We start from the raw sequence: 14,723 nt of genomic DNA, 5'->3' as shown, positions 1-14,723 counted from the left end.
GATCTCAGAATTTAGCCGTTCCGAACCGGAAGGTTTCAGTCTCCGCTAACGACCGGGATTCGCCTCCGGGCGGTCGGGATTCATAATCAGAACCGCTCGACGTCGAAATCGGGCTGATCGCCGTCGTCAGGGTCCTCACTGATCCCGCTCGCCGCGAGGACGCGCTCGCGCGCGGCCGGCTCGGAGGGGGCAACGACCACGGTCCCGTCGACCGGACTGTCGCCGACGGCGCGGTACACGTCGTCGTCGCCGTCGAACTCGGTGGCGTACGTTCGAAGCACGGCCGCGACGCGTCGCTCCGTGGCCGCGAGGTCGGCCTCGCCGTTCTCGAACTCGCGGAGCGCGTCCTCGACGTTCCGTATCGCGGAGATCCGGTCCATCTACGTCGTCCGCAGGTGGCCCTGCTTGGGCTCGTACACCTCGCCTTTCGTGCGGAGCTTCTCGATCTCCTGCTCGGCCTTCCCCGGGTCCATCCCGATCTCGCCGGCGCGGTCGAGCACCTCGTCGACGGGCGCGCCCTCCTGGTACTCCTCTTCGATGTCGGCGATGAGTCCCTTGATGTTCTTGATGCGGTCGCGCTGGCTCTTCGAAGTGCCCGTCTCGACCACGTCGGCGTCGAACTGTCCCGTCTCCGGGTCGACGCCGATGTCTTTGAGACACGACTCGACGATGTCGGTCGCCCGGTCGGCGTCCTCGCGCTCGACGGTGTCCGAGAGCCGCACCCGCGCGCTGGCCTCGGCGAGCCGTACCATCGCCTCCAGCTTCCGAGCGGTGACTGGGACGGGGTCGTCCTCGCCGGACCCCTTCGAGCGGAGATCGACGTAGAACTCTTCGATGAGTTCCTTCGCCTCCTCCGTCATCGTCGGGTAACACGTTCGTTTCGCGTGGGCGATATACTTCCGTAACAGCTCGGCCTCGATCTCCGGGGCGACCTCTTCGGTCACCTCCGCCACCTGCTCCGACGTGAACTCCGAGGTCGTCAGCTCCTCGCGCTGGGTGTTGAGCTCGCCCGCGTAGTTCGTGTTGATGATGTGTTTGGCCAGCCGCGAGTCGTGTTCGGGGTCCGGATCGTCCGTCACGGTGAAGATCAGATCGAACCGCGAGATCAGCGCGGGTTCGAGGTCGATCTGCTCGCCGATCGGCTCGTACTGGTCGAACCGGCCGTACTTGGGGTTCGCCGCGCCGAGCAAGGAGCAGCGCGCCTTCAGTGTCGCGTTGATACCGGCTTTGTTCACGCTGATCCGCTGCTGTTCGAGCGCCTGGTGCATGGCCGACCGATCCTCCGATCGCATCTTGTCGAGCTCGTCGACCGCGGCGATCCCCTTGTCTGCGAGTACCAGCGCGCCGGCTTCGAGCGTCCACTGCTGGCCGTCGCCGAAGTCATCTCTTACAGCTGCAGCCGTCAACCCCGCCGACGATGAGCCCTTACCGGAGGTGTAAACCGACCGCGGCGCGATATGTCTGATATAGGATATCATCTGGCTCTTCCCCGTACCGGGGTCCCCGATAAGAAGCATGTGGAGGTCGCCGCGGATCCGGGAGCCGTCGGGGAGGTGCTTCGTCACGCCGGAGAATAGCTGGAGGATCATCGCGAGCTTCTCCTCCTCGTAGCCGTAGATGGCCGGGGCGATGGAGGCCACCATCGCCTCGTAGATGTCGTCGCGCTCGGAGAGCTCGATGATGTCGCGTTTGTCCGCCTCGGTGATGTCCATGTCCTCGAACTCCTCGTCCTCGATGGCAATGGAGACGCCGTCCATGTAGAGATCGAAGATGGCGGACTTCTCGTTGCCCTGTTCGACCTGCTCGATGTGGAGGACGCCGACGCAGGTGACGTGGTCGCCCGGGCTCACCTCGCCGGTGATGTCGTCGACGATGTCGACGTCGAGCGACTGGGGCGTCTCGCCGCCGCGAAGGCCCTCAGGCGACTCCTGAATACGGAGCTTCTGGGAGTCGACGAACTCGGACTGGTCGAAGTTGACGCGGAACGGTCCCTGCCGCTCACAGCCCTGACACTCGTGAGGCTCTTGGAAGCCGCCGTCGCTCTGCGGGATGTACGTCATCGTCCCGCAGCGCTGGCACTCGAAGGCCGCCTCAGTCACCTTCGGGCGCACGTCGGTCGCCTTGCGGACGATCCCCTGAACGGAAACGAGCTTCCCGATGTGGTCGTCGTGGACCCGAATGCCGCGGATGTCGACGCTCTCGGGGAGGTCTTCGACCCGCACGTGTGCGCGGCCGAGGCTGACGTCGGCGGGGAGGTCGTAGAGCCGCAGCGCCTCCTCGGCGTACTCGCGCATCTGTTCGGGCTTGTTCAGAAAGTCTTCGGCGAGGTCGCGGTCGAACTGAAAGAGATCGTCGTAGGAGACGTACAGCGAGCGCTGCTCGTTGGGGTACCGCTGCGCGAGCTGTCCGATCTCCTCGCGGTAGTAGTTCCGATAGAACTGGATGAACCGCTCCGTGAGGTCTTGGGTGCCGGCCTGAGCCATTCGGACATCCCTTCGTCGCCATCACGTATGAACTTCCGGTTCGGAGCGGACGTGGTCGCTCGGAGCGCGGCCGACGGGCGGGGCGGCCGGGGGGCTTCGACTACGCCCGGCCGACGAACGTCGCGTCCGCGGAGGTGCGCCCCTCGTTGAACGAGAGCACCTTCGCTCGGATCACGTCGCCGGGTTCGAGTCCGCCGGGAATGTCCTCGGTGAACACGACGAACCCTTGGACCTTCCCGACGGCGACCTCCGAGCCGGAGTGGTGGTCGGTCAGCTCCGTCACGCCGAACTCGTACGTCTCGCCGATCTCGACGGGCGCGTCGCGCTCTTGGGCGGCCTCGTGAGCGCGCTTCGATTCGCGCGCCTCGGCGGACGGCCCGCGGAGGCGGCGGACGAGCACGAACAGCGCGAGCAGCGCGACCGCGACGACGACACCGATGGCGACCGGCGACGAGGGGATCATACCCGTGCGGTCGACCGCGGTCACCTAAACGGTGTGGGTCTGCGGCGACGGCTCGCATGAGAAACGCCTTTGCCCTCGAAGCCCCCCTCTCGATCCGATGCGACACAGCCGCGGTTCCCGACGACTCGCGCACGGGTGTGGTGTGCCGTGAAGGTCGCGGACGCGGTGCCGGAGTTCGCCGACGCCTTCGGGTTCGAGGAGTTCAACCGGATGCAACGCGAGGCGCTGCCGGGCGTCTTGGAGACCGACCGCAACGTCGTCGCGTCGGCCCCGACGGCCTCCGGGAAGACGGCGCTCGCCGAACTCGCCATCTGTAAGACCCTCTCGGAGGGCGGAACGGCCCTCTTTGTCGCGCCGCTGCGCGCGCTCACCAACGAGAAGGAGAGCGAGTGGGAGCGGTTCGAGGACATGGGCTACTCCGTGTACGTCGTCTCCGGCGAGCGCGACCTGAACCCGCGCCGCGCCGAGCGCGCGGACGTGCTGGTGACGACCCCGGAGAAGGCCGACAGCGCGACGCGGAAACACGACTCCGCGCGCTACTCCTTTATCACCGACGTGGACTGCGTCGTCATCGACGAGGTCCACCTGCTCGACTCCGAGAAGCGCGGCGCGGTGCTGGAGGTCACCGTCTCGCGGCTCCGCCGGCTTCAGGACCCCCGCATCGTCGCGCTCTCCGCGACGATGCCGAACATCGACGACGTCGCCGAGTGGCTCGACGCGCCCGCGGAGACGACCTACGCGTTCGGCGACGAGTACCGCCCGGTCGATCTGGAGACGGGCGTAAAGACGTACTCGCACGGGTCGAACGCGTTCGCCGACAAGTACCGCCGGCTCTACCGCGCGCTGGACTTGGCAGAGCCGCACGTCCGCGAGGACGGGCAGGCGCTCGTGTTCGTCTCCTCGCGACAGGACACGGTTCAGGCGGCCAAGAAGGCGCGCGACGAGATCACCGAGCGCGACATCCCGATCGACTCGCGGGACGACTACGACTTCCACAACGAGGCGAAGGAACTCACGAACGACACGCTCCGCCAGTCGGTGACCGACGGCGTCGGCTTCCACCACGCCGGCCTCGGGAAGGACGACCGCGACCGCGTCGAGGAGTGGTTCAAGCGGGGGAAGATCAAGTTCCTCTTCTCGACGTCGACGCTCGCGTGGGGGGTGAACCTCCCCGCCCGCTGCGTCGTCATCCGCGACACGAAGTACCACGACCCGCTGGAGGGCGAGACCGACATCTCGCCGTTGGACGTGCTCCAGATGCTCGGGCGCGCCGGCCGCCCGGAGTACGACGACGTGGGGTACGGCTGGGTGGTCTGCGACCGCGCCGACGCCGACAAGTACCGCAAGCTGCTGCGCGACGGCAAGGAGATCGAGTCGCGGCTCGCCGCCGACCTCGAATCGCACCTCAACGCCGAGATCGCGATGGGGACGATCCGCGGGTTAGAGGACGTGATGGCGTGGTTAGAGACGACGTTCTACTACGTCCGAGCGCAGTCCGAGCCGGACGCGTACGACTTCTCCACGCTTCGCGACCGCGTCCGCGACACGCTCGAATCGCTCGTCGACGACGGGTTCGTCGCGGCCGACGACGACCTCGCCATCGAGCCGACGGGGCTGGGGCGGCTCGCCTCGAAGTACTACCTCCGCTTGGACACCGCCCGCCGCTTCCGGCGGCTCGCGGACCGTGAGACGCTGACGGTCGACTCGGTGTTAGAGACCGTCGCGTCGGCCGGCGAGTTCGACTCCGTCTCCGCGCGCTCGGCCGAGTCGGACGCGATCGACCGGATCCTCGACGGCCGCGACACCGATCTCGAAGACGGCCACCGCAAGGTGTTCGCCATCCTGCTCGCCGGGATGAACGACGCGATCCCCTCGGACCTGCGCTCGGACGCGTGGGTGATCCGACAGAACGCGCTCCGCCTACTCGCCGCGCTCGCGGAGTTCCTCGACCGGTTCGCCGGCCCCCGCGCCGCCAACCTCGCCCGCCGCGTGGAGGCGCGCGTCGAACACGGCGTCTCCCGCGAGGCCGTCGCGCTCACCGCGGTCGAGGGGGTCGGCTCCGGCCGCGCCGAGCGCCTCGCGGACGCCGGCCTCACCTCTCCAGCCGACGTCGTCGCCGCCGGCCCGGAGGCGCTCGCCGGAGCCGGCCTGAGCGACTCCGTCGCCGAGCGGATCGTCGACGCCGCCCGGGACTGTCCCCGGATCGACATCGACTGGGGCGACTTCCCGGACTCCATCGCAGTCGGCGAAAACGAGATGTGTGAGGTCGCCGTCGCCGCGGTCTCCGGGAGCGCTCGCGCGGGAATCCGCGTCACCGTCAACGACGTGGAGATGACCGCGACGACGACCTACCTCGACGGCGAGACGACGGTCCCGGTCGGGGTGTTCGGGCCGCCCGACGCCGACGAGCTGGAGTTCGTCGTCGAGGTCGTCTTCCCCGACCTCCCGCTCGTTCCCGTCCGGGCGACCAGAACGGTTCGGGTGACGTAGTTCGCCGATCCTCGGCCGGGTATGCCGCGAAACCGATTCAGTTCCCCGTGGTCCGCCCGGTGATCCCCTCCACGTCGAGTTTGACGACGGTCACCTCGATATCCTCGATGGCCTCGCCGAACACGCGGATCGGAGAGAACCGATCGTTGACCTCGGCCGTATCGAACCGGTCGCGCTCGGCCCCGGAGAGTTCGGTGAGGTGCCCGGTGACGACGATACTCCACGAGTCGAACGCTCTCGGACCGTCGACGGGGTCAGTACCGTACAAGACGTAACACGCCGTCTCGGTCGTCTCCAAGAGGTCTCGTTTCGTACTCCCCTCGGTCGTCCCCAGCCGGAAGTAGAGCTCGTTCCCGTCGTAGTAGTGTGCCAGCGGAACCGCGTACGCGTCGTTACCGTCCGCCAGCGCGAGAACGCCCGTACCGGCGGTCCGTAATCGCTCGTCGACCGCCTCGTCGTCCATCCCGACCGTGTACGCGTACTCGATGTGTTTCATACCGCGTACCTGTTGGTCGGCCAACTACATATCGGTATGTGAGCGGTTTCGCGGAGAGGGCCGGTCGTCGTCGCGCTCTCCACCCACTCGTTAAACCGGAACACGGGTCCACACCGTGATATGCCGCAACGACTCCGCGTGCTGGCCGGCGACTGCGAAGTGACCGACCGCGGCGACCGGACCCGAACCCACCGCGGGCGCGTCGTAATTCTCATCAAGCCCGACGACACCACCCTCGTCCACGACGCGGACGGCTACCAGCCCGTCGCGTGGCTCACCCGGCCCGAGAGCGTCGTCGTCGAGGGCGACGGCGACGGGTTCACCGTCACCGCCCGCGACGGCTCCCGGGAACTCCGGGTCGTCGCCCGGGAGGCGACCGCGAGCCGGGCGCTCCCCGTCACCGAGGCCGGCGTGCCGGTCGGGACGTGTCCCGACGACGGCGGGCCGCTCGTGCGCTCGCGCGGCGACGTGGTCTGTCTCGACTGCGAAACGCGCTGGGGACTCCCGGCCGGCGCGAGCGTCACGGACGCCACCTGCGACGACTGCGGCCTGCCGAAGGTTCGCGTCGAGCGCGGCGAACCGTTCCATCTCTGTCTCGACCCCGCGTGCGACCCGCTGGAGGAGGCCGTCGGCGATCGCTTCGACCGCGCGTGGCCCTGCCCGGACTGCGACGGCGACCTCGCCGTCCGGTACGCGCCCGGCCGCGTCTACCTCGCCTGCGAACGCGACGACTGCGAGACCACCCTCTCGTTCCCGGCCGGCGTCGTCGTCGACGAGTGCGACTGCGGGCTTCCCGTCTTCGAGACGGCGGCCGGTCGGAGCTGTCTGGACGGGAGCTGCGAACTCGCCGGTCACGCGGCGGTGAAAAGCCCGGACGCCGAGTGATTCGGGCTACTCGGCGAGCTGCTGGCGGCCCGGCGCGATGAGGCGGTCGAGGTACTCGGCGAGCGCGCCCTTCGCGTCTGCCGGGTGGAGTTCGCCGGACGCCAACTCCGCTTCGAGGGCCTCGTAGTCGTCGTATTCGAGGTCGCCGCCGTACTCCTCGGGGCGCTCGACGACGACCGAATCGAATCGCGGGAACACGTGATATTCGAACACCTGAAGCACGGGGTTCTCGCGCTCGACTCCGTCGTCTGTCGGCTCGGGGTCGGCCGTCGGCGGGCAGTAGGCGTCGTTCACCTTCGACTCGATGTCCTCGCGGGAGTCCTCCATCGAGATGGTGACTCCCTCGCTGGAGGACATCTTGCCGCGGCCGGTGCCGAGGTCGGCGATGAGCGGCGTGTGGAGGCTCGTCGGCGGCTCGCGGTCGATGCTCGGGAGCACGTCGCGCGCGAGCATGTGGACCTTCCGCTGCTCCATCCCGCCGACAGCGATGTCGACGCCGAGGTACGGGATGTCGAGCGCCTGCATCAGGGGGTAGACGGCCTGCGACACCTTCACCGAGTCGCCCGAGCTGATCTCGGCCATCGCGCGCTCGGCCCGCGCGAGCGTCGTCTCAAGCTCCAGCGCGTGGAGATCGAGGGTGTAGTCGTCGTCGAGCTGGAAGTCGGAGCCGAGGACGAACTGCGTGTTCGACTCGTCGAGGCCGTACGCGATGAACTGGTCGCGCATCCGCTCGGCGGTGTGGCGGATCTCCTCGAACGAGCCCTTGTCGTTGAGGTAGGCGTGTACGTCGGCCAGGAGGACCGTCACCTCGAACCCCGCCTCCTGGAGGTCGATGAGCTTGTTCGCGGTGAGCATGTGACCGATGTGGAGCACGCCCGAGGGCTCGTAGCCGACGTACGCCCGCTTTCCCTCGGGGTCGTCGGCCAGCGCCTCGATCTCCGCCTCGGTGACCACCTCGGCCGCGTTCCGGGTGATCAGCTCGTGAGCGTCCATACGCCCGAGTGTGCGTTCCCGGACATATGACTTCTGGAAGCGTGTTGTGATGGCTCACGCGGACCGAGCGCGACGGCGTCGATTCGGCGGGGTGCGGCTACTCCTCCGTCTCGGGGAGCGTCCGCCCCGCGCGGTGTTCGGAGATGATCCGATCGATCCGCTCGGCCTTCTGGTCGCGCCGGCGCTGTTCGGCGCGCTCCTCCCAGTCGTCGACCGCGGCGGCCAGATCCTCCTCGCTCGCGACCGCCAGCTCGTCCACCTCGCGGACCGGCACCGCGTCGGCGGGCACAACCGGTATCGCCCGCTCGAACAGCACCTCGTCGGCCACGTCCGAGAGGTTCCCCTCGCCGCGGATCACGGCCCGCGGCTCCGACTCGGCGAGCCGCTCCGCGGTCCGGCGGCCCGCCCCCGAGGCGTCCCGCAGGTAGACGACGTCGCCGGCGACGAGCCCGTACGCCTCGTCGGCGGCGTCGAGCGCGTCGAGCGTGAACTGCTCGACGACCTTCACGCTCACCAGCCCCTGCCCCGCCGCCACGTCGCCGAAGTTCGAGTGGTCGAGCCGCCACAGCTCTTTTAACGTCTCCACCTTCCGTTCGAGGTCGGCGACGCGCTCTTTCGCCTCGTCGCGCTCGCGCTCCAACCGGTCCGTCTCGCGTTCCAGCCGCGAGACCGCCCGCCGCGTGCGCGCCTCGATCCGCTCTTCGCGTTTCGCCTCCTCCAGCTCCGACTCCAGCTCCGCGATCCGGTCGTCGCGCTCGTCGAGGTCGGTTTCGAGCGACTCGGCGTGCGACTCCAGCCGGTCGACGCGCTCGCGGAGCCGCCGGATCGTCTCCTCTTCCTCGGTGCGCTCCGGCTCCGTGGGGTCGGTCTCGGCGTCGTCCCCCTCGCCGTCGTCGCCGCCGTCGTCCTCGCTCAGGTCTTCGATGACGGACTCGACCGACGCGCCGCCGGCGACGACGCCGGCGATCACCGCCTCGCGGTCGAGCCGCGGCGGGGTCTTCGCCGCGATCCGCTCAAACTGGTCGGCGTGGTCGTCGTAGGCGTACAGCGCCGCGGCCAGCGCGTCGCGCTCGTGGTCGTTCGTGTAGTTCGCCTCGCGGGTCCGGTGGAGCTTCTCGTCGATCGGGAGGTCCGTGGTGGGCCGCCAGCCGGCGGCGTCGAACGAGCGCCGGAACTTCTCGACGGTCTCCGGCATCGGCTCCACGTCGGCGGCGACGATGATCGGCCGCCCCTGCTCGACGATCCACTCCGTCACGTCGGCGGTGTCGGCGGTCCGCGAGGAGTACAGCGCGTGGACGGTGCCGTCGAGCCCGACCACGGCCGCCGCGGTCGTCGTTCCCGGATCGATCCCGACGATGACGCGGTCGCGCCGCTTCACGAGAGGTTCGTACTCGATGCCGTCGCGGCGCTCGCGCTCGACCTCGACGCGCACGTCCCCGGCCCGCGAGTTCGAGACGGGGATGTCCTCGGGGCGCGCCTCGACCGTGAACGTCGCGTTCGCGTAGCCGCCGTACTTCTCGGTCACGTCGCGCTCGAAGTCGAGGTTCGACTCCTTCAGCTTCGACTGGACCTGCCGCGTCCGCTTTTTCACGTTGCCGTGAATCCGACGGGTGTAGCGGTCCTGACTCCACCCGCCCTTTCCGGTGGAGCGCCCGCGAGACACCTTCACCGTCGTCTCGTCGGTGAACGCGGTCACCTCGTGGCCGACGTTGGCGGCCGCGAGCCGGGCCGACGCCTCCGCCTCCTTCATCGGCTCCTTCCCGTAGGGGATCCCGTGCCGGGAGGCGACCCGCGAGAGCGGCTCCGGGCGCTCCGCGCCGGTCACCTGAACGAGCCGCGTACCGTCGGGCAGCGACCGGAGGAAGCCGACGAGCTCCCCTTTGTCCGCCGCCAGCTCGTAGGCGTTGTCGGTGGCGACGTAGAGCGGCTCCCGGTCGTCGATCAGCCGGCAGAGCTTTCGAAAGGAGACCACGTCGCGGGTGACCCGGGCCATCGGGACGTCGGCGTCCGGGGCGTCGGGGTCGTCCTCGTCGACGGGATCCAAGATCACGAGCGCGTAGGAGGGGCTGTCGCCGCGGACGTCCCCGCTGTGGACGTCGACGCCGAACACCGGCCGGTCGCGGGCGCGGATGGTCCGGGTTGTCACGTACCGAGGTAGGTCGTTGCGGCGTATATACCCCACGCCGGGCGGGACCTCCCTTTTCGGGCGTCCAGGGGGAAGCGGAGCGCTACAGGATTCCCGGCTCGTCGTCGACCCGCCGACGGCCGCCGATGACCCGCGGCGTGCCGCCGGTCTGGATGATGTTGAACGCGGTCATCAGGTCGGACCGCGAGATGAGGCCGACGAGGTCGCCGTCGGCGTCGACCACGGGGAGCCGACCCACCCCGCTCTCTTGCATCGTCTGAAGCGCGGTCAGCGCGTCGGCCTCGGGCGCGGCGGCGACGAGGTCGGTCGCCATCACGTCGTCGACGTGGTAGGCGTCGCGCTCGACCTCGCGGACCGACCGCGCGTCTTCGAGGGTGACCATCCCGACGAGTTCGTCGCCGTCGAGGACGGGGTAGCCGGTGTGTCGCTCCTCGAACATCCGGCTCATCAGGTCGGCCACGGAGGTGTCCTCGGTCACCGTGTGGAGGTCTTCGCGGCGCGTCATCACGTCGCCGACGGTGACGTCCTCGAACGCGGCCCTCAGCGTCGTCTGCTGGGCCTCGCCGGAGGCGGCGACGTAGACGAAGAAGGCGAGGACGATGAGCAGCAGCTGGAAGGTCAACAGTCCGATGATCCCCATCAGGAACGCGAAGATCTTCCCCACGGAGGCGGCCCGCTGGGTCGCCTGCGCGTGCGGCTGGTTCCGCGCGAGGAGCGCCCGGAGGACGCGCCCCCCGTCCATCGGGAACGCCGGGAGCATGTTGAAGACGGCGAGGACGACGTTCAACAGCGCGAGGTAGCCGAAGACGAAGAGGGCGGCGTTCACGCCGACGGAGGCCCCCGCCCCGGCGGGCAGGGCGAAGACGACCCCGTAACACGCGATCCCGACCGCGACGCTGACGAGCGGGCCGGCGATCGCGATCCAGAACTCGTGTTTCCAGTCCTCGGGGAACTCCGTGAAGCTGGCCAGCCCGCCGAGCAGCCACAGGGTGATCGACTCGATCTCGTAGCCGTACCGCATCGCGACCAGCGAGTGCCCGAACTCGTGGAGCAACACCCCGACGAACAGCCCCACCGCGGCCGCCAAGCCGAGCAGCCACGGCGCGGGCCCCGACGCGAGCACGGCCGCGTCGATCCCGAGCCCCGCGGTCTCGTTCATCACGTCGACGATCGACCCGACCTGTTGCCCGATGAGGTACGCGAACAGCGGTAAGACTATCAGAAACGTCCAGTTGAGCCTGATCGGGATGCCGAAGGCGCTCCCGATCTTGATTCCTCGCATGGGTCGGCGTTAGTCCGGTGAGCGGTTAAATACCCGGGAGCCGTCGACCGAGACATGAGCGACGCAGTCGAACCCGATCCGGTCGTGAAACGCGGCGACGACGTCGCGTCCGAACCCGTCGACGCCGCCGACGGCCTCTCGAAGGCCGTCCTCCTCGACGAGTCGGACGGGGCCCCGAACTTCGCCATGCGGCGGTTCGAACTCGCGCCGGGCGCTGCCGTCCCGCGCCACACCAACGCGGTCGAACACGAGCAGTACGTCCTCGCCGGCGAGTACGTCGTCGGTATCGGCGACGAGGAACGGGTGGTCTCGCCCGGTGACGCCCTGTTGATCCCCGCCGGCGTCGAACACTGGTACCGGAACGAGGGCGACGAGGCGGGCGCGTTCATCTGTGTCGTCCCCAACGGCGACGATACCATCGAACTCGTCGAGTGAGGGGGCCTCCGCCGTCGACGACCGGACGCGTCGCCGCCGGAGCCTCCGGCGCGTCGCCGCGGCGGCTACTCCGGCGTGTCGACTACTCCAGCGTGCCGACGCGGTCGGCGACGTAGCCGAACTGGTCGCGGTAGCCGTTCGGCGACAGCAACACGGGGTAGAACGGCTCGTCGGCCAGCAGGGGTTCGCCGTCGGCGGCCGCGAACCGCTCGCCGGACTCGACGCGCTCGAAGTTGTGCGCGAACACCTCGTAGGTGTCGGCGGCGGGCTTGGGGATCCGCTCGCGGAGCCGGAACACCGAGACGTCCTCGCGACCGCCGGCGTCCAGCACGTCGTCGGCACCCGGTGCGGAGATTGCCCCGGTCGCGGCGAGGAACGCGCGGGCGAGCCAGTAGGCGTTGTCGGCGGCGGTCTCAGAGCCCTGGAGGCCGGCCTCCACTTCGAGCGTGTGCGGGTGTTCGATGAGTCGGCCCTCGGTGAACGCGTCGGTCTGGATAACGGCGTCGACCGGCAGGTGCGGCGCGACGGCGCGGGTCACCTCGTCCATCGAGTCGATGACCGCGAACGGCTCCGCGTACGACTGCGTCGAGTGGATCGCGAGGGTCGTACAACCCTCTAACGCGTCGAGCAGGTCGGCCGCGAGCCGCACCTCGTGGGCCTCCGCATCGGGGTTTCCGGGGAACGACCGGTTGAGGTCGGCGTCGAGGTAGCGCTCGTCGGCCGACAGCGCCGCCTCGTTGGCGACGATCAGCCGCACCGGGCGCTCGGGATCGAGGTCGGCGTCGAGCAGGCGCTCGACGGCGCGAGCGCCGCAGGGCTCGTCGCCGTGGATCGCGCCGACGACGGCGACCTCAGGCTCCCCGTCGCCCAGATCGTGAACTTCCATACGACCTACAGGCGCGCGGCGGGTAAGTGGCGTTCGGATCGCGGACGGGTGCGCCGAGCGCCCGCAGCTCCGGCCCATCACCCCCGTTCGTCGACCCGCTCCGCGTACTCGTAGTCCGCGGGGTACGCCGGCGGGCGCGCGTCGTCGAGGCGGATCTGCCACCCGTCGATCGCGGCGGGGTCGTCGAGCGCGGCCCGGAGCGTCTCCCGCACGTCGTCGACGTCGACGCCGTAGAAGTCGCCCGGGACGCCGTCGAGGTACTGGAGCGCGGTCTCGAACAGCGAGCGCATCCCGGCGTCGCTCTCGAAGTCGACGCGCTTGTGCGCGCCGGCGGCGACCTGGACCATCCCGTGGAGGAAGGCGCTCTCGACGGTGCCGCGCCCGTAGTTGTACCACTCGTCTTCGAAACAGTCGTGGCTCTCGTGGTAGGCCCCGTCGTTGAACAGCCGGACGCCGTGTTCGGTCGCACGTCGAAGCGTCGCGTGCTCCCAGTAGCCACCGACCACCCGCGCGTCGGGCGCGTCGTCCGACGCTGCGGCCGACGAGTCGCCCGCGTGCCACCCGGTCGGGTCTCCGAGCGGCGGGGCGACGCCCGGGTCGCGGGTGTGATCGTCCATGTACGCGGCGTTCACGCGGAAGCGACCTAACCGTTTCGCGACCGCCCCGGCGGTCGCGGACGCACCGCCAGAGGGTGCGGTCGGGCGAAACCGCCCGAGTCGACTGCCGCTACCCCCCGAACACTTGAGCGCTCGGGCCGTCTCCATCGTATGAAGTCCGCGCCGGAGTCGACGCCGATCGACCACGCCGAGTCGATCGTGAACGCGCTCGGCGACGGCGCGTACGTCCTCGACGCCGACCGGAACCGCGTGTTCGTCAACGACCGCCTCCGCGAGGTGACCGGGTTCGACGAGGCGGTCCTCCACGGGGTACACCCGGAGCGGCTCGTCGAGGCGGGGTACTGGAGCGAGGAGACGGGCGACCGCTACCGGGCGGCGATCGACCGCGTCCTCTCGGGAGAGACCGACGACGAGCGGGTCCAACTCACGACGACGCTCGGGGACGGCAGCGAGGTGACCACCGAGACGCGGCTGACGCCGATCGAGCGCGGCGGCGAGATCGTCGGCGCGGTCGGCGTCATCCGCGACGTGACGGACCGGGTCGAACGCGAGCGGGAGTTAGAGCGGCTCAACGAGCGGCTCGAACGCCTCGCCGGGTTCCTCTCGCACGACCTGCGGAACCCGCTGTCGGTCGCCCGCGGCTACGTCGACCTCGCGCGCGAGACGGGCAGCACGGAGCGGCTGGCGGCCGCCGAGGAGGCGCTCGACCGGATCGAGTCGATGATCGGCGAGGCGCTCGTGATGGCCCGCGACCCGGCCGAGATCGACACCGAAGACGCCGCCGTCGATCTCGACGACCTCGCGGCCGACTGCCTGGAGTCCGGCGACTTCGGGGATCGACCGGCCGACGCCGAGATCGTCGTCGAAGACTCGGGGCCGGTCACGGGCGACCCGACGCTGCTCCGGCGCGCGGTCGGGAACCTGATCGGCAACGCCTTCGACCACGCTAGCGACGCATCGACGGTCCGAATCGGCGTCGACGACCGCGGGCTGTACGTCGCCGACGACGGACCGGGGCTCCCGGACGACGAGCGCGAGCGCGAGGAACTGACAGAGTTCGGTGTCTCCCGCGGGGGCGGCACCGGGATCGGACTCGCCATCGTCGAGCGCGTCGCGGCCGCGCACGGCTGGACCCTGGAGATCGGCGAATCCGCCGACGGCGGGTTCCGAGCGACGCTGGTCGGCGCGGAACCGACGAGATAAAGGAGACCGACATCGAACGACCGGCTGCGTGCGAGGGTAGCCAAGCCCGGAAACGGCGGCGGATTCAAGCTCCGCTCCTGTAGAGGTCCGTGGGTTCAAATCCCTCCCCTCGCATCGCCGGGGTCAACCCCCGTGATGCGGAAGGGCGCTCTCGGAGCGTTCTTCCCTCGCAAAACTTCACTCGAACGTGACCAGCGGCGGCTATTTATAATCAGATCCGCGGTGGCGCGCGCCTCCGAGCGCCCTTTTAAGGGCGCGAGGAGCGCCGCGCGAGGGAGTCAGCGGCGACCAACGGGAGCCGCTGACGAGGCTGGGGAGGTGTGAGGTGCGGGGCTGTGCTGTGC

Annotated in this window: 13 protein-coding genes and 1 tRNA gene; 5 read left to right on the top strand and 9 right to left on the bottom strand. The window is 69.4% G+C overall.

The window, feature by feature from the left end:
- Nucleotides 1–86 precede the first annotated feature (86 nt).
- From QOL69_RS08125 to QOL69_RS08115, 3 genes are all read right to left on the bottom strand, one after another.
- Entirely contained in the window at nt 87–380 is a 294-nt protein-coding gene (locus QOL69_RS08125; protein ID WP_048077749.1) for a DUF7854 family protein, read from the bottom strand.
- Nucleotides 381–2,483, bottom strand: a complete 2,103-nt coding sequence (locus tag QOL69_RS08120; RefSeq protein WP_048077750.1) for a minichromosome maintenance protein MCM — start codon at nt 2,481–2,483, stop codon at nt 381–383. It lies immediately after the preceding gene.
- A gap of 100 nt (nt 2,484–2,583) precedes the next feature.
- Entirely contained in the window at nt 2,584–2,946 is a 363-nt protein-coding gene (locus tag QOL69_RS08115; protein ID WP_048077751.1) for a TRAM domain-containing protein, read from the bottom strand.
- A 147-nt stretch (nt 2,947–3,093) separates the two neighbouring features.
- Between QOL69_RS08115 and QOL69_RS08110 the strand changes: the two genes are divergently transcribed.
- Nucleotides 3,094–5,436, top strand: a complete 2,343-nt coding sequence (locus QOL69_RS08110; RefSeq protein ID WP_283402773.1) for a DEAD/DEAH box helicase — start codon at nt 3,094–3,096, stop codon at nt 5,434–5,436.
- 37 nt (nt 5,437–5,473) lie between these two features.
- On the opposite strand, the gene QOL69_RS08105 is transcribed toward QOL69_RS08110, so the two are convergent.
- Nucleotides 5,474–5,932 (bottom strand): pyridoxamine 5'-phosphate oxidase family protein, encoded by a 459-nt coding sequence (locus tag QOL69_RS08105; RefSeq protein ID WP_283402772.1) that lies wholly within the window; start codon nt 5,930–5,932, stop codon nt 5,474–5,476.
- Between the two features lie 120 nt (nt 5,933–6,052).
- On the opposite strand from QOL69_RS08105, the gene QOL69_RS08100 reads away from it, so the two are divergent.
- Nucleotides 6,053–6,817, top strand: coding sequence for an endonuclease NucS domain-containing protein (locus tag QOL69_RS08100; protein WP_283402771.1), 765 nt, complete (start codon nt 6,053–6,055; stop codon nt 6,815–6,817).
- A 6-nt stretch (nt 6,818–6,823) separates the two neighbouring features.
- Here the strand turns inward: QOL69_RS08100 and QOL69_RS08095 are convergent, their stop codons facing one another.
- The 3 genes from QOL69_RS08095 to QOL69_RS08085 all read right to left on the bottom strand — a co-directional run bounded on the left by QOL69_RS08095 (nt 6,824) and on the right by QOL69_RS08085 (nt 11,238).
- Nucleotides 6,824–7,810 (bottom strand): tyrosine--tRNA ligase, encoded by a 987-nt coding sequence (locus tag QOL69_RS08095; RefSeq protein WP_283402770.1) that lies wholly within the window; start codon nt 7,808–7,810, stop codon nt 6,824–6,826.
- A gap of 97 nt (nt 7,811–7,907) precedes the next feature.
- A complete protein-coding gene (locus QOL69_RS08090; protein WP_283402769.1) occupies nt 7,908–9,956 on the bottom strand; it encodes a DUF460 domain-containing protein in 2,049 nt (682 codons plus the stop codon).
- Between the two features lie 82 nt (nt 9,957–10,038).
- The gene (locus tag QOL69_RS08085; protein ID WP_048078432.1) at nt 10,039–11,238 is read right to left on the bottom strand and encodes a CBS domain-containing protein; all 1,200 of its coding nucleotides are present in this window, start codon (nt 11,236–11,238) and stop codon (nt 10,039–10,041) included.
- Nucleotides 11,239–11,292: 54 nt separating this feature from the next.
- Between QOL69_RS08085 and QOL69_RS08080 the strand changes: the two genes are divergently transcribed.
- The gene (locus QOL69_RS08080) at nt 11,293–11,673 is read left to right on the top strand and encodes a cupin domain-containing protein (protein ID WP_048078433.1); all 381 of its coding nucleotides are present in this window, start codon (nt 11,293–11,295) and stop codon (nt 11,671–11,673) included.
- A gap of 82 nt (nt 11,674–11,755) precedes the next feature.
- Here the strand turns inward: QOL69_RS08080 and QOL69_RS08075 are convergent, their stop codons facing one another.
- Nucleotides 11,756–12,559, bottom strand: coding sequence for a M14 family metallopeptidase (locus QOL69_RS08075; RefSeq protein WP_283402768.1), 804 nt, complete (start codon nt 12,557–12,559; stop codon nt 11,756–11,758).
- A 77-nt stretch (nt 12,560–12,636) separates the two neighbouring features.
- Nucleotides 12,637–13,176: a DUF309 domain-containing protein gene (locus tag QOL69_RS08070; RefSeq protein ID WP_283402767.1), complete on the bottom strand. Its 540-nt coding sequence runs from the start codon at nt 13,174–13,176 to the stop codon at nt 12,637–12,639.
- A gap of 150 nt (nt 13,177–13,326) precedes the next feature.
- Between QOL69_RS08070 and QOL69_RS08065 the strand changes: the two genes are divergently transcribed.
- Together QOL69_RS08065 and QOL69_RS08060 are read left to right on the top strand one after the other, a co-directional pair.
- Nucleotides 13,327–14,379, top strand: coding sequence for a PAS domain-containing sensor histidine kinase (locus QOL69_RS08065; protein ID WP_283402766.1), 1,053 nt, complete (start codon nt 13,327–13,329; stop codon nt 14,377–14,379).
- 30 nt (nt 14,380–14,409) lie between these two features.
- A tRNA-Leu gene (locus QOL69_RS08060) sits at nt 14,410–14,493 on the top strand.
- The last annotated feature ends 230 nt before the right edge of the window (nt 14,494–14,723 follow it).

The organism is Halorubrum sp. DM2, assembly GCF_901686465.1.
Taxonomy (GTDB): Archaea; Halobacteriota; Halobacteria; order Halobacteriales; family Haloferacaceae; genus Halorubrum.
This window is presented reverse-complemented; position numbering and strand designations above follow the sequence as displayed.

Coding starts and splice junctions, on each gene's coding strand:
- QOL69_RS08100 (WP_283402771.1), top strand. CDS start 6,053: ATGCCGCAACGACTCCGCGTGCTGGCCGGCGACTGCGAAGTGACCGAC.
- QOL69_RS08080 (WP_048078433.1), top strand. CDS start 11,293: ATGAGCGACGCAGTCGAACCCGATCCGGTCGTGAAACGCGGCGACGAC.
- QOL69_RS08070 (WP_283402767.1), bottom strand. CDS start 13,176: ATGGACGATCACACCCGCGACCCGGGCGTCGCCCCGCCGCTCGGAGAC.
- QOL69_RS08095 (WP_283402770.1), bottom strand. CDS start 7,810: ATGGACGCTCACGAGCTGATCACCCGGAACGCGGCCGAGGTGGTCACC.
- QOL69_RS08115 (WP_048077751.1), bottom strand. CDS start 2,946: ATGATCCCCTCGTCGCCGGTCGCCATCGGTGTCGTCGTCGCGGTCGCG.
- QOL69_RS08105 (WP_283402772.1), bottom strand. CDS start 5,932: ATGAAACACATCGAGTACGCGTACACGGTCGGGATGGACGACGAGGCG.
- QOL69_RS08075 (WP_283402768.1), bottom strand. CDS start 12,559: ATGGAAGTTCACGATCTGGGCGACGGGGAGCCTGAGGTCGCCGTCGTC.
- QOL69_RS08125 (WP_048077749.1), bottom strand. CDS start 380: ATGGACCGGATCTCCGCGATACGGAACGTCGAGGACGCGCTCCGCGAG.
- QOL69_RS08120 (WP_048077750.1), bottom strand. CDS start 2,483: ATGGCTCAGGCCGGCACCCAAGACCTCACGGAGCGGTTCATCCAGTTC.
- QOL69_RS08065 (WP_283402766.1), top strand. CDS start 13,327: ATGAAGTCCGCGCCGGAGTCGACGCCGATCGACCACGCCGAGTCGATC.
- QOL69_RS08085 (WP_048078432.1), bottom strand. CDS start 11,238: ATGCGAGGAATCAAGATCGGGAGCGCCTTCGGCATCCCGATCAGGCTC.